This window comes from Microbacterium sp. TPU 3598, from assembly GCF_002356155.1.
Taxonomy (GTDB): Bacteria; Actinomycetota; Actinomycetes; order Actinomycetales; family Microbacteriaceae; genus Microbacterium; species Microbacterium maritypicum_A.
Map to the genome: position 1 here is coordinate 2,887,835 of NZ_AP017975.1, position 17,351 is coordinate 2,905,185.

General features: G+C 67.8%; 18 protein-coding genes. 5 read left to right on the top strand and 13 right to left on the bottom strand.

Annotation, left to right across the window (positions count from 1 at the left end; genetic code table 11):
- Positions 1 to 88: 88 nt before the first annotated feature.
- Positions 89 to 1,465 carry a cystathionine beta-synthase gene (locus tag MST3598_RS13705; RefSeq protein ID WP_029258740.1) on the bottom strand — a complete coding sequence of 459 codons (1,377 nt, stop codon included), beginning with the start codon at positions 1,463 to 1,465 and terminating at the stop codon, positions 89 to 91.
- 141 nt (positions 1,466 to 1,606) lie between these two features.
- Here MST3598_RS13705 and MST3598_RS13710 point away from each other — a divergent pair, with 141 nt between their 5' ends.
- Entirely contained in the window at positions 1,607 to 2,614 is a 1,008-nt protein-coding gene (locus MST3598_RS13710) for a glycerophosphodiester phosphodiesterase family protein (RefSeq protein WP_051670948.1), read from the top strand.
- Positions 2,615 to 2,680: 66 nt separating this feature from the next.
- Here the strand turns inward: MST3598_RS13710 and MST3598_RS13715 are convergent, their stop codons facing one another.
- From MST3598_RS13715 to MST3598_RS13725, 3 genes are all read right to left on the bottom strand, one after another.
- Complete coding sequence (locus MST3598_RS13715) at positions 2,681 to 3,643, bottom strand: carbohydrate ABC transporter permease (RefSeq protein WP_021199170.1); 963 nt, start codon at positions 3,641 to 3,643, stop codon at positions 2,681 to 2,683.
- Positions 3,640 to 4,779 (bottom strand): carbohydrate ABC transporter permease, encoded by a 1,140-nt coding sequence (locus MST3598_RS13720; RefSeq protein ID WP_029258742.1) that lies wholly within the window; start codon positions 4,777 to 4,779, stop codon positions 3,640 to 3,642. The genes MST3598_RS13715 and MST3598_RS13720 overlap by 4 nt, the downstream gene beginning before the upstream one ends.
- 103 nt (positions 4,780 to 4,882) lie before the next feature.
- The gene (locus tag MST3598_RS13725) at positions 4,883 to 6,199 is read right to left on the bottom strand and encodes an ABC transporter substrate-binding protein (RefSeq protein WP_021199172.1); all 1,317 of its coding nucleotides are present in this window, start codon (positions 6,197 to 6,199) and stop codon (positions 4,883 to 4,885) included.
- Between the two features lie 287 nt (positions 6,200 to 6,486).
- On the opposite strand from MST3598_RS13725, the gene MST3598_RS13730 reads away from it, so the two are divergent.
- Positions 6,487 to 7,491 (top strand): LacI family DNA-binding transcriptional regulator, encoded by a 1,005-nt coding sequence (locus MST3598_RS13730; protein WP_029258743.1) that lies wholly within the window; start codon positions 6,487 to 6,489, stop codon positions 7,489 to 7,491.
- A gap of 162 nt (positions 7,492 to 7,653) precedes the next feature.
- Here MST3598_RS13730 and rplL read toward each other — a convergent pair whose 3' ends face one another.
- From rplL to MST3598_RS13745, 3 genes are all read right to left on the bottom strand, one after another.
- Complete coding sequence (gene rplL, locus MST3598_RS13735; RefSeq protein ID WP_017829128.1) at positions 7,654 to 8,037, bottom strand: 50S ribosomal protein L7/L12; 384 nt, start codon at positions 8,035 to 8,037, stop codon at positions 7,654 to 7,656.
- Between the two features lie 48 nt (positions 8,038 to 8,085).
- A complete protein-coding gene (rplJ, locus tag MST3598_RS13740) occupies positions 8,086 to 8,574 on the bottom strand; it encodes a 50S ribosomal protein L10 (protein ID WP_017829129.1) in 489 nt (162 codons plus the stop codon).
- A 372-nt stretch (positions 8,575 to 8,946) separates the two neighbouring features.
- Positions 8,947 to 9,786: a hypothetical protein gene (locus MST3598_RS13745; RefSeq protein ID WP_051670949.1), complete on the bottom strand. Its 840-nt coding sequence runs from the start codon at positions 9,784 to 9,786 to the stop codon at positions 8,947 to 8,949.
- A 449-nt stretch (positions 9,787 to 10,235) separates the two neighbouring features.
- Between MST3598_RS13745 and MST3598_RS13750 the strand changes: the two genes are divergently transcribed.
- Positions 10,236 to 10,916: a YqaJ viral recombinase family protein gene (locus tag MST3598_RS13750; RefSeq protein ID WP_029267314.1), complete on the top strand. Its 681-nt coding sequence runs from the start codon at positions 10,236 to 10,238 to the stop codon at positions 10,914 to 10,916.
- Between the two features lie 28 nt (positions 10,917 to 10,944).
- Here the strand turns inward: MST3598_RS13750 and MST3598_RS13755 are convergent, their stop codons facing one another.
- Genes MST3598_RS13755 through MST3598_RS13775 form a run of 5 tightly spaced genes read right to left on the bottom strand, consistent with a single transcriptional unit; the run spans position 10,945 to position 13,975 of the window.
- Positions 10,945 to 11,442 carry a hypothetical protein gene (locus MST3598_RS13755; protein WP_021201050.1) on the bottom strand — a complete coding sequence of 166 codons (498 nt, stop codon included), beginning with the start codon at positions 11,440 to 11,442 and terminating at the stop codon, positions 10,945 to 10,947.
- Positions 11,439 to 12,089: a hypothetical protein gene (locus tag MST3598_RS13760; protein ID WP_029258898.1), complete on the bottom strand. Its 651-nt coding sequence runs from the start codon at positions 12,087 to 12,089 to the stop codon at positions 11,439 to 11,441. Before MST3598_RS13760 ends, MST3598_RS13755 begins: the two co-directional genes overlap by 4 nt.
- On the bottom strand, positions 12,086 to 12,703 hold the full coding sequence (locus MST3598_RS13765; RefSeq protein ID WP_029258899.1) for a signal peptidase I: 618 nt from the start codon (positions 12,701 to 12,703) through the stop codon (positions 12,086 to 12,088). The genes MST3598_RS13760 and MST3598_RS13765 overlap by 4 nt, the downstream gene beginning before the upstream one ends.
- A 26-nt stretch (positions 12,704 to 12,729) precedes the next feature.
- Positions 12,730 to 13,347: a SipW-dependent-type signal peptide-containing protein gene (locus tag MST3598_RS13770; protein ID WP_029258900.1), complete on the bottom strand. Its 618-nt coding sequence runs from the start codon at positions 13,345 to 13,347 to the stop codon at positions 12,730 to 12,732.
- A 7-nt stretch (positions 13,348 to 13,354) separates the two neighbouring features.
- Positions 13,355 to 13,975, bottom strand: coding sequence for a SipW-dependent-type signal peptide-containing protein (locus MST3598_RS13775; protein ID WP_029258901.1), 621 nt, complete (start codon positions 13,973 to 13,975; stop codon positions 13,355 to 13,357).
- Positions 13,976 to 14,254: 279 nt separating this feature from the next.
- Here MST3598_RS13775 and MST3598_RS13780 point away from each other — a divergent pair, with 279 nt between their 5' ends.
- Together MST3598_RS13780 and MST3598_RS13785 are read left to right on the top strand one after the other, a co-directional pair.
- A complete protein-coding gene (locus MST3598_RS13780) occupies positions 14,255 to 15,976 on the top strand; it encodes an MDR family MFS transporter (protein WP_029258902.1) in 1,722 nt (573 codons plus the stop codon).
- Positions 15,963 to 16,451: a MarR family winged helix-turn-helix transcriptional regulator gene (locus MST3598_RS13785; RefSeq protein WP_029258903.1), complete on the top strand. Its 489-nt coding sequence runs from the start codon at positions 15,963 to 15,965 to the stop codon at positions 16,449 to 16,451. Before MST3598_RS13780 ends, MST3598_RS13785 begins: the two co-directional genes overlap by 14 nt.
- Here the strand turns inward: MST3598_RS13785 and MST3598_RS13790 are convergent.
- Complete coding sequence (locus tag MST3598_RS13790) at positions 16,390 to 17,334, bottom strand: LysR family transcriptional regulator ArgP (protein WP_029258904.1); 945 nt, start codon at positions 17,332 to 17,334, stop codon at positions 16,390 to 16,392. The two genes, MST3598_RS13785 and MST3598_RS13790, sit on opposite strands and share 62 nt — an antisense overlap.
- Between the last annotated feature and the right edge of the window lie 17 nt (positions 17,335 to 17,351).

Consider the following 17,351-nt stretch of genomic DNA (forward strand, 5'->3'; position numbering starts at 1 on the left):
CTCAGCCTACGTCCGCGCCTGCGGGGACGGCCTCCTGGTTACGCCCCGGGTCGGCCGACCTCTCGGTCGGCCGACCTCTCGGTGTCTCTCAGCGCGACAGATACGCCAGCAGGTCCTGACGGGTGAGCACCGTGTGCGGCTTGCCGTCCTCGGTCACCAGCAGGGCGTCTGCGTCGGCGAGCGCGGCCTTGGCCTGCGCGACCGAGGTGTGGATGCCGACGAGCGGGAGCCTCTCCCCCACGTGGGCGCCCACGGCGTCGGTCGCGTTCGCCTCACCGCGGAACAGCAGGTCGAGCAACCCCTTCTCGTCGACCGTGCCGACCACCTCGCCCATCATGACCGGCGGTTCGGCGCTGAGCACGATCAGCTGCGAGACGTCGTACTCGGTCATCATGCCGATGGCCTCGAGCACGGTATCGGTCGGGTGGGCGTGCACCAGATCGGGGAGCCCCGCTCCCGGCCGGAGCGGACGAGCCGCGAGCACGTCGGCGACCGTCTCCCCGTCCTCCACGTCACTGAACCCGTAGGAGCGCATCCATCCGTCGTTGAAGATCTTGCCCAGGTATCCGCGCCCGCCATCGGGAAGCAGCACGACCATCACCGCGTCCGCCGGCAGGTCACGTGCGATGCGCAGCGCGCCCACGACGGCCATCCCGCTCGATCCGCCGACGAGGATGCCCTCCTCGCGGGCGAGGCGCCGGGTCATCGCGAAGGCCTCGGCATCGCCGACCGCCACGATCTCGTGCGGCACCGTGGGATCGTACGCACCGGGCCAGATGTCCTCGCCCACACCCTCGACGAGATACGGACGACCGGTGCCGCCGCTGTACACGCTGCCCTCGGGGTCGACCCCGACGATCCGCACCCGCCCTTCCGAGACCTCTCGCAGGTACCGCCCCGTCCCCGTGATCGTTCCGCCCGTGCCCACGCCGGCCACGAAATGCGTGACCTCGCCGTGGGTGTCGCGCCAGATCTCGGGCCCCGTGGTCTCGTAGTGGCTGCGCGGACCGTTCGGGTTCTCGTACTGGTTCGGCTTGAAGGCTCCGGGGATCTCGCGGGTCAACCGGTCGCTCACGCTGTAGTACGACTCCGGGCTGTCGGGGGCGACCGATGTGGGGGTCACCACGACCTCGGCACCGTAGGCACGGAGTACGTCGATCTTGTCTTCGCCGACCTTGTCCGGCAGCACGAACACGCACTTGTAGCCCCGCTGCTGGGCGACCAGGGCCAGGCCGACTCCGGTGTTGCCGCTGGTGGGTTCGACGATCGTCCCCCCGGGCTTCAGATCGCCGGATGCCTCCGCGGCGTCGATGATCCGCGCGGCGATGCGATCCTTCGAGGAACCGCCGGGGTTCAGGTACTCGAGCTTCACGAGCACCGTGCACGCGACGCCCTCGGTGACGTGCTGCAGCTTCACGAGGGGCGTGTCGCCGACGAGGTCGACGATCGAGTCTGCGTACTTCATGCCTTCAGGGTAGACGCGCGGATGCCGCGGACGGGGATGTGTTTCGACGCCGATCGAACCGAGGGCCGAAAGTCTAAAATGTTACATTTACCTGATGGCGGGAAAGATCCCAGCGGCGGGCTCACGAAGGAGCAGATCACCATGTTCTCGAAGCAGCATCCATTCTGGGCGCGCGTGGCGGGTATCACGACCCTCGGTCTCGTGCTCGGCGTCGCGCCGATGATCGCGGCAGATCGGCCCCCGAAAGTCGGAGCCGGGACAGGCACCGAAACCGGCACCGAGACCGGGACCGACTCCGAAACCGGCTACGGGCAAGAGGCGCCGCTGATCGTGGCTCATCGGGCGGGGACCGCCGACTACCCGGAGAACACCAGGGAGGGCATCCGAGGTTCACTGGAGGACGGCGCTGACGCGCTCTGGATCACCGTCCAGCTCTCTCGCGACGGCGTGCCCGTGCTGTACCGGCCCATCGGCCTCGACGAGAAGACGAACGGGACGGGGACCGTGGCGGAGAAGACCGCCGCAGAACTGACCGCGCTCAACGCCGGATGGAACTTCCGCCCTCGTGGATCGGAAGAGACGCCGTATCGCGACGTCCCGGCGCTTCTCCCGACACTCCGACAGGCTCTGGCGGACATCCCCGCCGAACGCCTGCTGTTCCTCGATCTCAAGCAGGCGGATCCCGTTCCTCTGGCCGACGCGGTCGTCGCCGTTCTCCGCGATGCGGAGCGCACGGAGAACACCGTCATCTACTCCACGGATGCGGCCGCGACCGGTCGAGCCCGTGACGCCGGAGACGTCCAGGTCGCAGAGGACCGCGATGTCACCCGCAAGCGACTCCTCGACATCGCCCTCGCACACGAGTGCGAGCCGCCGCCCGCGGCCGGAACCTGGATGGCCTTCGAGGATAGCCGCAAGATCACCGTCAGTGAGACCTTCACCTCGGGTACGGCGAAGAGCGAGGTGGAAGTCACCCCCTGGGATCGCGAGGCCGTGCGGTGCATCGATCCCACCGACCGTGTGAATCTCATGGCGATCGGAGTCGCGGACGCCGAACGGTATCGAGACCTCGCCCGCGTCGGCGTCGATGCGGTCCTCGTGGACTCGCCCCGCGATGCCGTGAGCTGGAAGTACGGCCACTCCCGCTGACATCGACGACGCCGCGTCGACCTCCTCAGGTCGGCGCGGCGTCGTCGATGAAGCGGATCCGTACCGCTAGCCCTTCGTCGATCCCGCCAGCAGGCCGCGGACGAAGTAGCGCTGCAGTGCGAAGAAGACGATCAGCGGCACGATGATCGACACGAAGGCGCCCGCCGTGAGCAGGTACCAGTCGTTTCCTCTCGTGCCCGTGATCTCGGCCAACAGCTTCGTGATGGGCGCCGCGGCGCCGTCGGCGAACACCAGCGCCACGAGCAGATCGTTCCACACCCACAAGAACTGGAAGATCGCGACAGAAGCGATCGCCGGCATCGTGAGAGGCAGCACCACGCGGAAGAAGATCTGCCCACGGGACGCACCGTCGACGCGCGCGGCCTCGATGATCTCTCCGGGGATCTCCGACATGAAGTTGTGCAGCAGGTAGATCGCCAGGGGGAGAGCGAACATCGAGTGAGCGATCCACACCTGGGCATAGCCCGAGGAGGCACCGAGCGGGGTCGTGACCTGCAGCCCGAAGAGGTTGATCCCTCGGGAGAACGAGCTCAGCAGTGGCACCAGCGCCATCTGGATCGGCACGATCTGCAGCGCGAACACGAAGATGAACAGCGCGTTGCGCCCCTTGAAGTCGATCCACGCGAACGCATAGGCCGCCATGGACGCGATCATCAGCGGCACGATGGTGGCGGGGATCGTGATCGCGATCGAGTTGACGAACGACTCCAGGATCGTGAGCTGCGTCGTGCCGGACTGGAGCACGTCGACGTAGTTCTCGAGCGTGACCTGCGGGTCGGCGAAGAAGGTCCACCAGCCGGTCGTCTGGATCTGGTCCCTCGGCCGGAACGACGAGATGAACAGCCCGAGCGTCGGAATCGTCCACAAAAACGCGATGACGATGGACGCCACCGACGCCCACGGACGGGACAGGCGCTTGCGGGTGCGCCCGGCGGCGCCGTCGAACCCACCGCCGGTGGTGATCGCGCGCGTGCTGACGGCGGCGTCTGACTTCACGGTGTCGGTCATCGGATCTCCCGCTGCTTCTTGATCTGGCGCGCGTTGTAGATCACGATCGGCAACACCAGGATGAACAGGATGACGGAGAGCGCGGCACTGCGTCCCGCCTCGAACTTCGAGAACTGCGTGTACATCTCGTTCGCGAGGGTCGACGTGCCGTAGTTGCCGGCGGTCATCGTGCGCACGATGTCGAACACCTTCAGCGAGGCGATCGAGATGGTCGTGAGCACCACGATGAGCGCCGGGCGGATCGCAGGGACCGTCACCGAGATGAACCGCTGCCACGCGTTCGCGCCGTCCAGCTCGGCCGCTTCCAGCAGCTCCGCCGGTACGCCCTTGATCGATGCGGACAGCACCACCATCGCGAAACCGGTCTGCACCCAGATCAGCACGACGATCAGGAACAGGTTGTTCCACGGCTCATTGAGCAGCCACTGCTGCGGCGTGCCACCGAACCACACGAGGAGCTGGTTGAGCAGACCGATCTGCTCGTACTGCGGGCCACGGTACTCGTAGATGAATCGCCAGATGATGCTCGCCCCGACGAAGGAGATGGCCATCGGCATGAAGACCAGCACCTTGTAGATCTTCTCGCCCCGGGTGCGATCGATGAACACGGCGTACGCGAGGCCGACGATCGTGGAGACCGTCGGAACCAGGAGCACCCAGATGATCGTGTTGATGACGGCGGTGATGCCGTCGGATTGCGTGAAGATCCAGAGGTAGTTCGACAGGCCGACGAACTCCTTCCCCGAGGAGTTCATGAACGACGAGAACATCGTCTGGATCGACGGCAGGACGAGACCGACGATCAGCAACAGCAGCGCCGGAGCCATGAAGGCCACGAGCTGGATCAGATATCCCGCGCCATCGCGGGAACGGTAGTCGAGCCAGAAGAACAAGGCGCCGACGGCGACGGCGACTCCCATCGCCCAGTAATAGGAGTTGAAGAAGAACATCACCGCGAGCGGGATGAGCAGGCACATCGCCAATCGGACGAACGTGTAGACCTTCCCCCTACGGGGAGCGATGTCCACCAGGAGCAGGATGATCGCCACGACCACCGCGAAGGCGATGACCACGGCGACGGCCTGCAGGACCGGCGGGAGCGAGCCGATCCATTTGAAGAAATTAGTCGCGTTCACGGATTCCCCTTCATCACGCGGACCGGATCATCGACGCACACGTCGGAGTGCGCGCCGTGGGGTCAGAGGGGCCGCCCCGGTGCGGGGCGGCCCCTCTGCTGGATCAGCTGCTCGGCCAGCCGGTCTCGATCTGCGTGAGCACCTCATCGGTCGAGGTGCCGTTGACCCATGCGACCATGCCCTTCCAGAACGTTCCGGCACCGACGGCACCGGGCATCAGGTCGGACGCGTCGAATCGGAAGGTGGTGTCCGGGTCCTGCAGGATCTTGATGGTCTCCTGGAGGATCGGGTCCTTCGCGTTCGCGGGGTCGAGGCCGTTGTTCGCGGAGGTCACGCCGCCGAGGCTGACGCGGCTGTTCGCCCACTCAGGGCTGGACAGGTACGCGAGCACCTTCTGCGTCGCCTCGGAGTCGCTGAACCCGCCGACGATCTCACCGGCACCCGTCACGGCCGTGTCGCCCTCGGTCTCGCCCGGCAGCATGAATGCCCAGACGTCGCCGTCCTCCGCGACCTTCGTGCCGTCGGGGAAGAAGCCCGACAGGAACGAGGCCTGGTGGGTCAGCGCGCACTCGCCGCCGGCGAGCTTCGGAGCGACATCTCCGAACGCGGTGGAGTTGATGGAGCGCACGTCACCGAAGCCGGCGTTGACGTTGGCCGGGTTGAGCAGGATGCCGCCGACCGAGTCGAACGCCTGCTTGATCTGCGGGTCGGTGAACTTGACCTCGTTCGTGACCCACTGGTCGTAGACGTCCGGTCCGGACTGACGCAGCACGTAGTCCTCGATCCAGTCCGTTCCCGGCCAGCCGGTCGCGGTGCCCGATTCGAAGCCGGCGCACCATGCGGGGGTTCCGGTGGTCGCCTGGATCTTCTCGGTGAGGGCGGTCATCTCGTCGAGCGTCTTGGGAACCTCGACGCCCCACTCCTTGAACTTCGCCGGCGAGTACCAGATCCAGCCCTTGACGTTCGCCATCAGCGGGGCGCCGTAGAAGGTGCCGTCGACGGTGCCGTAGTTCACCCAGTCTTCGGTCCAGTACTCGTTGGCGTTCTTCTCGACCTCTTCGGGTGCGGGCTTCAGGTAGTCGCGGTCCGCGAAGTCCTTGAACAGTCCCGGCTGCGGGAAGATCGCGATGTCCGGCGGGTTGCCGCCCTGGGCGCGCGTGCCGAGCTGGGTCTCGAAGTCCTGGCTGCCCTCGTACTTGATCGTGATGCCGTTCTCGTCGGCCCAGTCCTTCCAGGACTCCTGGAGGAGCTTCGCCTCGTCATCGACGATCGTTCCGTAGATGGTGACGGTGGCATCGCCCCCATCGCCGCCGTCGGTGCCCGGTGCCCCTCCGGGAGCCCCGCATCCGGCGAGCGCGATGCCCGCGACCCCCAGCAGGGCGAGCGGCGCGTAACGCCGGGAACGCTGTGACAGAGCCATGTGAATTCTCCTCTTCGAGTACAGGTTCCCGGCTGGTGCGACGCCACCCCGGGGCATCGTTAGGGAACCGATTCCAGGCCAACCTACTGGCCATGCGCACCCCCGCACAACACGCTAGGGTCACAAGCTCGCAACCATTCGACGTGCTCGCACCCCCGACGTGGGAGCGCTCCCTCGCTTCCGCTCTGGAACCGGTTCCTTTTTCGGATGCCGGCGACTACGATTTGACGCGGCGCGCACCCCCGCGTCGGGGCCACGCAGCTGCGTGATCAGGTCGAGGAGGACCGATGAGCACGATCGCGGACGTCGCGTCGCGTGCCGGCGTATCGAAGGCCACCGCCAGTCGCGCCCTGAGCGGCCGCGGGTACGTGTCGGAGACCACCCGGCAGCGCGTCGAGGACGCCGCTCGCGATCTCTCCTATGTCGCCCACTCCTCCGCGACGAGCCTGGCCACCGGGCGCACGCAGACAGTGGGCGTCGTGATGCCGCCCGTGGACCGATGGTTCTTCGCCGAGCTGCTCGCCGGCGTGCAGGAATCGCTCTTCGCCCTCGACTACGACCTGTCGCTCTACGGCGTGCCGGAAGGGTCGCAGACCAGGGAGCGACTGTTCGAGAGCGTGCTCCCCGGCCGGCGGTTCGACGGGATCATCGCGGTCGGCATCCAGCCGAGCGCCCGGGAGCTCGAGCGCCTGCAGCAGACCGGGCGGCCGCTCGTGAGCGTCGGCCCGTACAGCGAGGGTTCCAGCGCGGTGTCGATCGACGACACGGCCGCCGCGCGCATCGCGACCGAGCACCTCATCGAGCTCGGGCACACCGACATCGCCTTCGTCGGCGGATCGACGGACGCGGCCACGCTGAGCTACGGTGACGCGCAGCGGCTGGAGGGTTATCGCGGCGCATTGCAGGCGGCCGGAATCGCGGCTCATGCGCGCGTCGCCGGCGGGTCTCCGACGATGCCCGGCGGGTACACCGCGGCAGCGGGACTGCTGGGAGACCGACGGCGGAGGCCGACGGCGATCGTGGGAGTGTGCGATGAAGCCGCGATCGGGGCGATCATCGCCGCGCGGCGACTCGGAATCGCCGTGCCGACCGAGCTCAGCGTCGTCGGCATCGATGATCACGAACACGCCGACATGTTCGCGCTGACCACGATCGGACAGTCACCGCGCGACCAGGGACATGAGGCGGTGCGCCTCCTGACGCAGCGGATGGAGCACCCCGACGCACCGCTGGAGCGCATCTACGCGGCGTCGGCCCTCGTCGTGCGCAGCTCGACGGCTCCTCCGCGCTGACTTCGCAGCATGCCGGGATGCAGGCCGGGCCGCGGCCCGGGCTCCTGGGTGCACCGGGAGGACAGCCCCGGGAAGCGTCGGCAACGGCGGAAACCACCCGGAACGCACGAAGGCCCCGGGGCGAACCCGGGGCCTTCGACGAGAAACGCGTGAGCGTCGCGATTACTTGAGGGTAACCGTGGCGCCTGCCTCTTCGAGAGCAGCCTTGGCCTTCTCGGCGGTCTCCTTGTTGGCGCCCTCAAGGACGGCCTTCGGGGCACCGTCGACGACAGCCTTGGCCTCGCCGAGACCCAGCGAGGTGAGCTCGCGGACGGTCTTGATGACCTGGATCTTCTTGTCGCCAGCAGCCTCGAGGATGACGTCGAAGGAGTCCTTCTCTTCCTCAGCCTCAGCAGCGCCTGCGCCACCCGCGGCACCGGCGACGGCGACGGGAGCAGCAGCGGTGACCTCGAACTTCTCCTCGAACGCCTTCACGAACTCGTTGAGCTCGATGAGGGTCAGGCCGGCGAACTGCTCGAGCAGTTCCTCGGTGGAAAGCTTCGCCATGATGTATCTCCTAGATAGATGGGGTTTGTAGACGAGATCGCAGGTCGCTCACGCGGCCTCTGCGGTCTCCAGCTTTTCGCGAAGAGCATCGATGGTGGCGGCAGCCTTGCCCATCGTCGCCTTCATCATGCCCGCAGCCTTCGCCAGCAGAACCTCACGGCTCTCGAGCGCGGCGTACTTGTTGACCTCGTCCGCGGTGAGGGCGTTGCCCTCGAAGATGCCGGACTTGATCACGAGAAGCGGGTTGGCCTTGGCGAAGTCACGCAGAGCCTTGGCGGTGGCGACGAAGTCACCGTGCACGAACGCGACAGCCGACGGACCCTTGAGGTCGTCGTCCAGCGCGGAGATGCCAGCCTTGTTGGCGGCGATCTTGGTCAGCGTGTTCTTCACCACGGCGTACTCAGCGTCCTGACGGATGCTGTTGCGCAGCTCCTTGAGCTGGGCAACCGTCAGACCGCGGTACTCGGTCAGCAGAACGGCAGTCGAGTTCTCGAATGACTTCGTGAGCTCGGCGACCGATGCATCCTTCTGCGCCATGGTCACTCCTTGGTGTGTACGAGGCGCCGCACGGTGGTGAGGCGCCGACCTGGACCACCTGCAAGAGAAAAAGCTCCGGCGCAAGCGCACGGAGCTTTGAGAGTTCGTGGCCTGCGCGGGCCCCTGCTATGCAGAGCTTCGATCGCTGCATGCTTGCGCACACGACGATGACCAGCGGTCTTCGGTTCGACATAACTGTACCCCACCCGCCCCGCTCCCCCAAATCCCCCTCCCTCCACCCTCCGCCCTCCGCCTCTCCGCCCTCCGCCGAGCGCACCGGATCTCAACGAGTGCACGGGTTCCCAGCACGAAGTTGCCGTGCGCTCGGCGAGATCCCGTGCACTCGACGCGACAGCCTGGCAGCGGGGCGACTCAGGGTGGGGTGATGTGGAAGGAAGAGAGGCGTGTAGCCAAGGCGGCGGGGGTTGCGATGTGCTCAGACCCCCACCGCGCGAAGCCCCAACGGGTTCGACCCCGGATCCAGTCCTCTCGCTGCTTCTCTGCCAACAGCACCTGCTCGAGCGTGCGCTCCGAGCGCAGCGCTTCATCGAGGTATTTGGTCTTTCCATCGAACTCGCCGAAGCTGCGGACATCGGTAAGCCCGAAGTCGACGAAGTACTGCGTGCCGTCCGGTCCGTCGACCGGAACCTGCAGCTCGGGGTCGGCGAAGCCGAGTCTGCGCAGTTGCAGTCGGCTCACGCTCTCGCCGGGAAGCTGCGCCCGCCCATCGGCGAACTCCGCCACCCACCGTGCCTGACGGATCCCCCGGGCACCTCCGGCCTCGCTCAGCCTCTCGCCGAGTCCACGACGCCACGCGACGACAGCATCCAGGTCCCACTCCCATTGCCGCTCGGCAATCTGCCGCTCCGCCGCATCAGCCGCTGCGACGGCCGCGGCCACCGGCAGCGAGCGGATGAGATCGAAGACCGTTCGCGACAACGACGTGCATCGGATCCCGCCGCGCACTGTGACGTCGGCGGCCGGCAGAGGAGCGACATGACGGAACACATCCGGTGCACTCGAGATGCGCCTCGGCGTCGCCGTCGTCATGTGCACGCGGGCGGGCCGCATCGCGTAGAGCGGCAAACCCCAGAGCACGGCGGCGGACGCGTGCGACATCACGGCTGGCCCCCGTGCGTCGCGCGCCACCGCGATGACATGGGCGTGGTGCCTCTGCTCCGGCCACAGATTCTCCCGAGCAGTCGAAGACATGAACCATCCACGGCGGAAGGCGAAAAGCTCTCCTTCCCGCACGGCAGCGGTGATCCTCCGATCCGTCCATCCGTGTTGGAGGAGGTCTGCGCGCGAGCGGACGAGCTGAGTAAGAGCGGGTGATACGTGCGGCATGCCCCATGGTTGCCTCTCGCCACCCCTCACTTTCCCTCTTTCCCCACCCTCCCCCGCCGTCCCTCCGTTTCCTCGTCCGTTCTGCGAATGTGCAGGAGCACTGGCACGCTCGTCGCGTGCACGGGATGTCGCCGAATGGACGGCGTACTCACGTACAGGTCCCGTGCGCTCGACGAGATGCCGTGCACTCGACGGCGAAACGAGGCAGGGAGCGACGGGGAGGGGCGGGGCGAGGGCGGGCGGCGCGGGGGGCAGGGGGCGGGAGGGCGGCGTGTACGGGAGGGAGGGTCGGCGCGCGGGGTTAGGGTCGAAGGGTGACCCCGGAACTCTCTGCACGCATCGTCGCGGACTCCCGCGACCGCGTGGCATGGTTGCGTGCGCGCTCGCGGGGCATCACGGCCACCGACGTGGCAGGTCTCACCTCGGAGAAGTCGATCGCCCGCGCGGCCGACTCCAAGCTCGGCGGCGGACCCCGCTTCGGCGGCAACGCCTACACCGATCATGGTCGACGACGCGAGCCCGAGATCGCGGCATGGGTCGCGGCCACCCATGGCATCCTTCCCTCCTCCGCACTGTTCCGCGCCGAGGTCGAGCACCGACACCTGGCCACCCCCGACGGCATCGCGGTCGACGCCGACGGACGCGTGAAGCTCGCCGAGATCAAGACCACGAACAAGGCGTTCCGGGGTATCCCGCGCACCTACCTCCGTCAGGTGTGGTGGCAGCAGCACGTGCTCGGTGCCGAGCGGACCCTGTTCGTCTGGGAAGAGCACGTCGACTTCGCCCCGATCCACGATGAGCCGCGCTGCGTGTGGATCGACCGCGACGACCGCGAGATCGCGAAACTCGTCGGCCTCGCCACGGATCTCATCGATGAGCTCTACCGACGCACCACCGGCCAGCAGGTTCCGAGCCGGGTGATGGATGCCGCCGCGAGCCGGCGCGAACAGCTCCGTGAACGCGACGCGTTCCGCGCGCTGGCCCTCGCCGACTGATCTGCCCCCGCCGGGGCCGAGCCGGGCCTCACGTGCAGGTGTTGTTGCCACCGAGACCGAGCAGACCACCGACCGAGAGCGTGCGTGTCGCGGCCGGTGAGACCCACGACGTTCCCGCGTAGATCGTCTCGACCTTCACCGCGTTGGACGATCCGAGAAGACTCCCCAGCAGCGTGTTCAGCAATCCGGAGCTGATCGTGGACGAGTAGGTGTAGGGGCCGGATCCGCTCTGCGTGACGTTGCTGTTGTCGACGACGACGTTGTTGATCGACAGCCGCTGCTGCACGGTCAGGTAGGGCGATGTCCACGTGATCGTGAAGCCGGTGAACGTGCCGAGGAAGCTCGTCACCGTGCACGAGGTGACCACGGGGGCGGCCAGGGTCGCCGCGGTGAACGTGCGCGTCGCATACTCGCTGTCGGTGAACGCGGCGTCGGTGACCTGCACAGCGGGCGTCGAGGCGACGCCGACGAGCACGACGATGCCGAGGGCCCCTGCCAGGATGCGTGCGCGCGTCGGCCGCCTCATCGTCGACTCCGCGTCTCTGATGTCGCGCGTCGACGCCGACCCGCGAGTGCGATGCCCGACGCCACCAGCGCCGAGCCGGCCATGACCGCCCACGGCATGCCCGGTGGCAGCCCCGTCGTCGCGAGGCCGCCGTCCGACCCCACGATCACCGTCTCGCCCGCCCCCTGCGCGTGCACGCGCACATCGGTGCTGCCCGCACCCGCACCCCCGGAGGGATCCAGGAAGATCGCGAGGCGAAGATGCGCCGTCTCGGTGTCGGCGACCTGTGCGAGCGGGATCTCGACCCCGTCGCGCGGGATGCTCCACGCCGTACGAAGCGTGGCGGCACCATGGGGACATCCGGCGTCGGTCCATTCCTGCAGGCACAGGGCGGCGTCGAGGAGCAGCTGTGCATCACCCGTCGCGCTGACCGCGATCCGCACGGCCCCCGGATCCGGGGCATCGGCACTCACCGCGATGTCCCATTCCACCGGCTGTCCCGGCAGCAGACTGCCGGCTGCCGCCCAGTCCGCGACGGAGACGAGGCGCAGGACCGACCCCTGGATGATCTGCGTCGTCGGCGCACCCCATGCGGCCGTCGGCATCGTGACCACCGGCATCGTGACCGCGAGGACGGAGAGCAGGACGACGGCGAGCGCGCGCCTCATGGCCCGTTCCCGTCGGGATCGCGCCCGGACCGATGCTGCCCGCGCGGCCAGAACGCCCAGACGACCAGCGACGTCGCCGCAACTGTCAGAGCTCCCAGCACGATCGGGTTCCCCATGCCCGCGACGACGAGCGCGATACCGGGAACGGAGAACAGCACCTTCCGCACCGATGTCACAGGGTAGGGGAAGGGATCGTCTGCGGCGTTCGCGTCGCCACGCATCGTGATCACCCGTTCATCCGCGCTCGCACCCTGGACGATCGTGGTGACGCGGTGGGTCACCGGCAGCTCCCCTTCGCGGTCGACGGTCACGACGTCGCCGACCTCGATCTCCGTCGCCGGGACGCGCTGCACCACCGCGACGGAGCCCGCGGGGATCGTCGGGGACATCGACCCGGTGCGGAACATGATGAGCGTGATCTGCGCCGTGAAGGCGAGCACGACGAGCAGGATGCAGATCGCCCCGGCGACCGCAGCCATCCAGAGCAGCGCGTCGCCGATCACACGCCCCGGCCGCATGCCGGTATGTACCCTCGCCGCGGTCGCGTGGGGTTCGACCGCGGCGAGGGACGTCTCTTTCTCGCGCAGGCTCCTTCGCGTCATGGGGGTCGTCATCTCGTCCTCCTCCCTGCCATCCGCGCCTACGACGACGTTCCGAGGAGCTGCCAGGTCTGCGTCATCGAGAGTCCCTGCGCGGCGTTCGGGGCCGTCGTCGGGAGGGTGACCGCGAAGCAGTAGTTGACCTGAGCCGCACCGTTCGCCGTCACCGCCTGCGTCCCCGACCCCCCGGCGGTGAGCGCCGACCCGTCCGCGACGACGGCCGTCCCCGCCGCGTACGTGGTCGCGTTGCAGGTGGTGCCCGCGATGGTGCGCACACCGTAGGTGAGATACGTCGCGAGCCCCGTGCCGCCGGGTGTTCCCGCGGTCAACTGGAGGGTTCCCGCCACCGAGGGGTTCGCCGTCTTCACGCTGAACAGCGCATACGTCGCGTTCCCCGGCGCCATCGCGGTGGGCGCGAGCTGGAAGTTCAGGGTCGCCGCCGCGCCCGTGGTGGCGTGGCTCGAGAACGTGGAACCGTCGACCGCTCCGACGATGTCGAATCTCCCGGCCGTGAAGCTGGCGGATCCGTACTCGGAGTCATTCCAGGCGGCGAGGGTGGCGGCGACGCCGATGCCGAGCACGAGCCCGCCCGCGAGGACGGCTCTCAGCCGACGGGAGCGCAGCCGCCGCCTCTCCCGCACATCTCTGCGGGTGACCATCACATGCTCAGTTCGTCGACGTGGCCGTGAACTTCCAGGTGGCGTTGGTCACCAGGCTCGGCGTGAGCGACGCATCCGCCGTCACCTTGAAACACAGCTGCACCGCTGTGCCGGGCACGGCCGAGGTGCCGCCGGCCGTGAGCGGAACCTGCGTCACGCCGGTCTGCACATCGAGCGTCGCTCCGGTCGCGATGGGCGTGCCCGTGGCACTCGCCGCGTTGCACGTGGCGCCCGGCGCGAGCTGGTAGATCGAGTACGACAGATGACCGGTGTTCGAACTCGCGGCGGGGTCGGCCGTCGTGCCGTCGGCGACGAGGTTCGCTCCGCTCGTGGTGCCGGCTGCGAGGCGCACCCAGAATCCGGCGTAGACCGAACTCGTCGGCGACATGTTGCCCACGAGCCCCGCCGGCAGGGTGAAGGCGAGAGTCGCCGCGGTGCCGGCGGAGTTGTGGTCGGCGTACGCGGTGCCGTCGGTGGACCCCTGCAGATTGAATGCGCCCGCGGTGAACGTGCCGTTCGCGAACTCGGAGTCGTTCCAGACCGCGAGCGTCACTGCGGTGCCGATGCCGAGCACGAGTCCACCGGCCAGTACCGCCAGGACCTTGCGCTGGGTTGCCTTGGTTGCCATGTCGCTTCCCCCTCAGGAATTCGTGAACCACGCGAATGCCTGTCGTCCGGTCGCCCCTCAACGACCCCGCATCCGCGCGTTTGCGCCATCCTCTCCCCGCCTCATCCGCAGAACAAGGCGATTTCGCGCACGACATTCGCTCATCCCGCGCAGATCCGAATCCCTCTCTAAGATCGTTGACGTATATCAACGATCAGCGTATAGTTGACGCAGTTCAACCATCTCGTGCGCGCCAGAGCTGTCGCAGCATCTCCACCACCCTTCTGCGAAAGGTCACGCATGACCACGGATTCTCCCGTCAAGATGACGCATCGCCAGGTGCTCGAAGCCCTCACCGGCCTCCTCCTCGGCATGTTCGTCTCGATGATCGCCACCACGGTGGTCTCCACCTCGATGCCGGTCATCGTGCACGACCTCGGCGGCGACCAGGCCGCCTACACCTGGGTCATCACGGCGACGCTCCTCACCACCGCGATCTCGACCCCGATCTGGGGCAAGCTCGCCGACCTGTTCAATCGCAAGCTGCTGATCCAGATCGCGATCATCGTCTTCGTCGGAGCGACCGCTGCGGCCGGATTCGCGCAGGACACCAACACCCTCATCGCCTTCCGCGCCATCCAGGGCATCGGCGGCGGTGGGCTCGCCGCCCTCAGCCAGGTCATCATGGCCGACATCATCAGCCCGCGCGAGCGCGGCCGCTACATGGGTCTGTTCGGTGCCGTGATGGCTGTCGCCACCGTGGGCGGTCCGCTGCTCGGCGGATGGATCACCGACGTCGCCAACTGGCGCTGGAACTTCTTCGTCGCCCTCCCCTTCGCCGTGGCCGCACTGATCATCCTGCAGAAGACTCTGCACATCAGCACCGAGCGCACCCGCAAGGTGTCGATCGACTACTTCGGCATCGTGCTGCTGTCGGCCGCCGTCTCGCTGATCCTCATCTGGATCACCAACGCCGGCTCGACGTTCGACTGGTGGAGCACCGAGACCGTGCTCATGGTCGGCGGCGCCATCGTCTCGGCCATCGCCTTCATCATCGTCGAGCTCAAGGTGCGCGAGCCGCTCATCCCGCTCACGCTGTTCCGCGGCCGCACCTTCACCCTCTCGGTGCTCGCGTCGATCTCGATCGGCGTCGCGATGTTCGGCACCTCGGTGTACCTCGCGCAGTACATGCAGCTCTCCCGCGGTGCGACGCCGACCGAGGCCGGGCTCATGACCCTGCCGATGATGGCCGGCCTCCTGATCTCGTCGATGGTCATCGGCCAGCTCGTCACCCGTTTCGGCAAGTGGAAGGGCTACCTGATCCTCGGGTCCGTGCTGCTGATCGCGGGCTCCGTGATGCTGTCCACGTTGCACTACGACACGAACTTCGTCCTCGTCTCGATCTACATGTTCGTGATGGGCGCGGGCGTCGGCATGACCATGCAGAATCTCGTGCTCATCGTGCAGAACGTCGCGAAGCCCAGCGAGATGGGCGTTGCGAGCTCGGGCGTGACCTTCTTCCGCAGCCTCGGCGGCACGATCGGCGTCTCCGTCATGGGCGCCGTGCTCGCGAACAGCCTCACCGGTCTGTTCAGCGACGGCAAGGAGCGCATCGGGGCAGCGATCGCCCAGCTCGGCGACAAGGGCGCCGAAGTCGCCGCACAGCTCTCCAGCGGAACACTGCCGGAGGTCCGACTCCTCCCGGAACCGGTGCGCTCGATCATCGAGGACTTCTACGCCCAGGCCATCTCGCACGCGTTCCTGATCGGCATCCCGCTCGCGGTGATCAGCCTCATCGCGATCCTGTTCCTGCCGAACCGACCGCTGACGACGATGACCACGACGGAGCGCGCCCAGGCGGACGCCGCGAAGAAGAAGCCCGTCGACGGCAGCGTCGACGGCGCGGTCGACGTGGCGATCGCCGACGCGACTGCGCTCTCCGGTGCCCCGACGACCGGTACCGTGACGGTCGTCGACCGCGCAGGTGACCGTGGGGACGGCGCCTCCGATGCCCGACGCTGAGAAAGACATCGACACCCCGGAGGCGCGGGCCGAAGCGGTCCGCGCCCTCGAGGCGGAGTTCAGTGAGCTGATCACGCACTTCCGCCGCGTCATCACCGAGAACGCCCATCGGGTGAGCCCCGGTCTGCTGCCCGGCGCCTACAAGATCTTCACGACGATCGCCCGATGCGAACGGGTGACCGTGTCGACGCTGTCCGAGCGGATGCTCATGGACAAGGGACAGGTCAGCCGCACGGTGCGCGAGCTGGAGGAACTCGGTCTGATCGAGCGCACCGCCGACCCCGCCGACGGCCGTTCGTCCCTCCTGGAGCTCACGCCCCTCGGCACGGAGCGGTTGTCAGCGGCTCGACTGCCGCAGGAGGGCCTGCTGCTGCGCACGCTCGAGCAGTGGAGCCTCACCGACATCGGCAACCTCACCCGGCTGCTGCACGCCCTCGGTTCGGGCGTGACGCCGGGTTCGTCCGCCGCCGAGTGATCGGGGCGCCGCCGAGCACGCGCCGGGCCTCGGTGGCGACCTCCGCGGCGATCGTGTCGAGCAACTCCGAGCGCAGGTTCCACTGCTGCCAATAGAGCTGCACGCGCAGGGTCGGTCCCCCCAACGGCACGAGCCCAGCCGACTCCTGCAACAACGGCACCATCCCCCAACCGAGCCCCAGGGTGACGGCGAGGGCGTAGTCATGGGATGCCGGGACGTAGTGCCGCGGCACGCCCTCCTGCGCGACCGACATCGCCCTGAGCCATTCGTGCTGCAGCGTATCTCGACGGTCGAAGTCGACGAACGGCGCGGCCGTCAACGCGGTCGATGTCACTCCCTTCGGGAACCATCGGGCGGCGAACCCCGGCTCTGCCATCGCCCGATACTCGAGCACTCCGAGCGGCGACACGGAGCAGCCGGAGACCGGAGTCTCCTCGCTCGTGACGGCCGCCATCACCGTCCCCGATTCCAGGAGACGCGCGGTGAAGTTCTGGTCATCGCGATGCAGGTCGAAGTCGATGTCGTGCGCGGCGGACAGGCGCGCGAGCGGAGCGAGGAACCAGGTCGCCATCGAGTCGGCGTTGACCGCGAGGGGGATGCTGATCCTGCGCGCCGCGCCGGCCTCGTCGATACCCACGCCGGCCAGCGCATCATGCTCCAGCAGAGCGACCTGCCGCGCCAGGCGGACGACCGCCTCCCCCGCCTGCGTCAGCCGTGCGGGCTTGGTGCGCACGACCAGGATGCGCCCCAGCTGCTGCTCGAGAGTCTTCAACCGCTGACTCACCGCGGAAGGAGTGATCTGCAGTCGCCTCGAGGCGGCATCCAGTGTCCCCTCGTCGACGATGGCGGCGAGGGTGGCCGCGAGTTCGGGATCGATTCGCACATCAGCGATGCTAATGG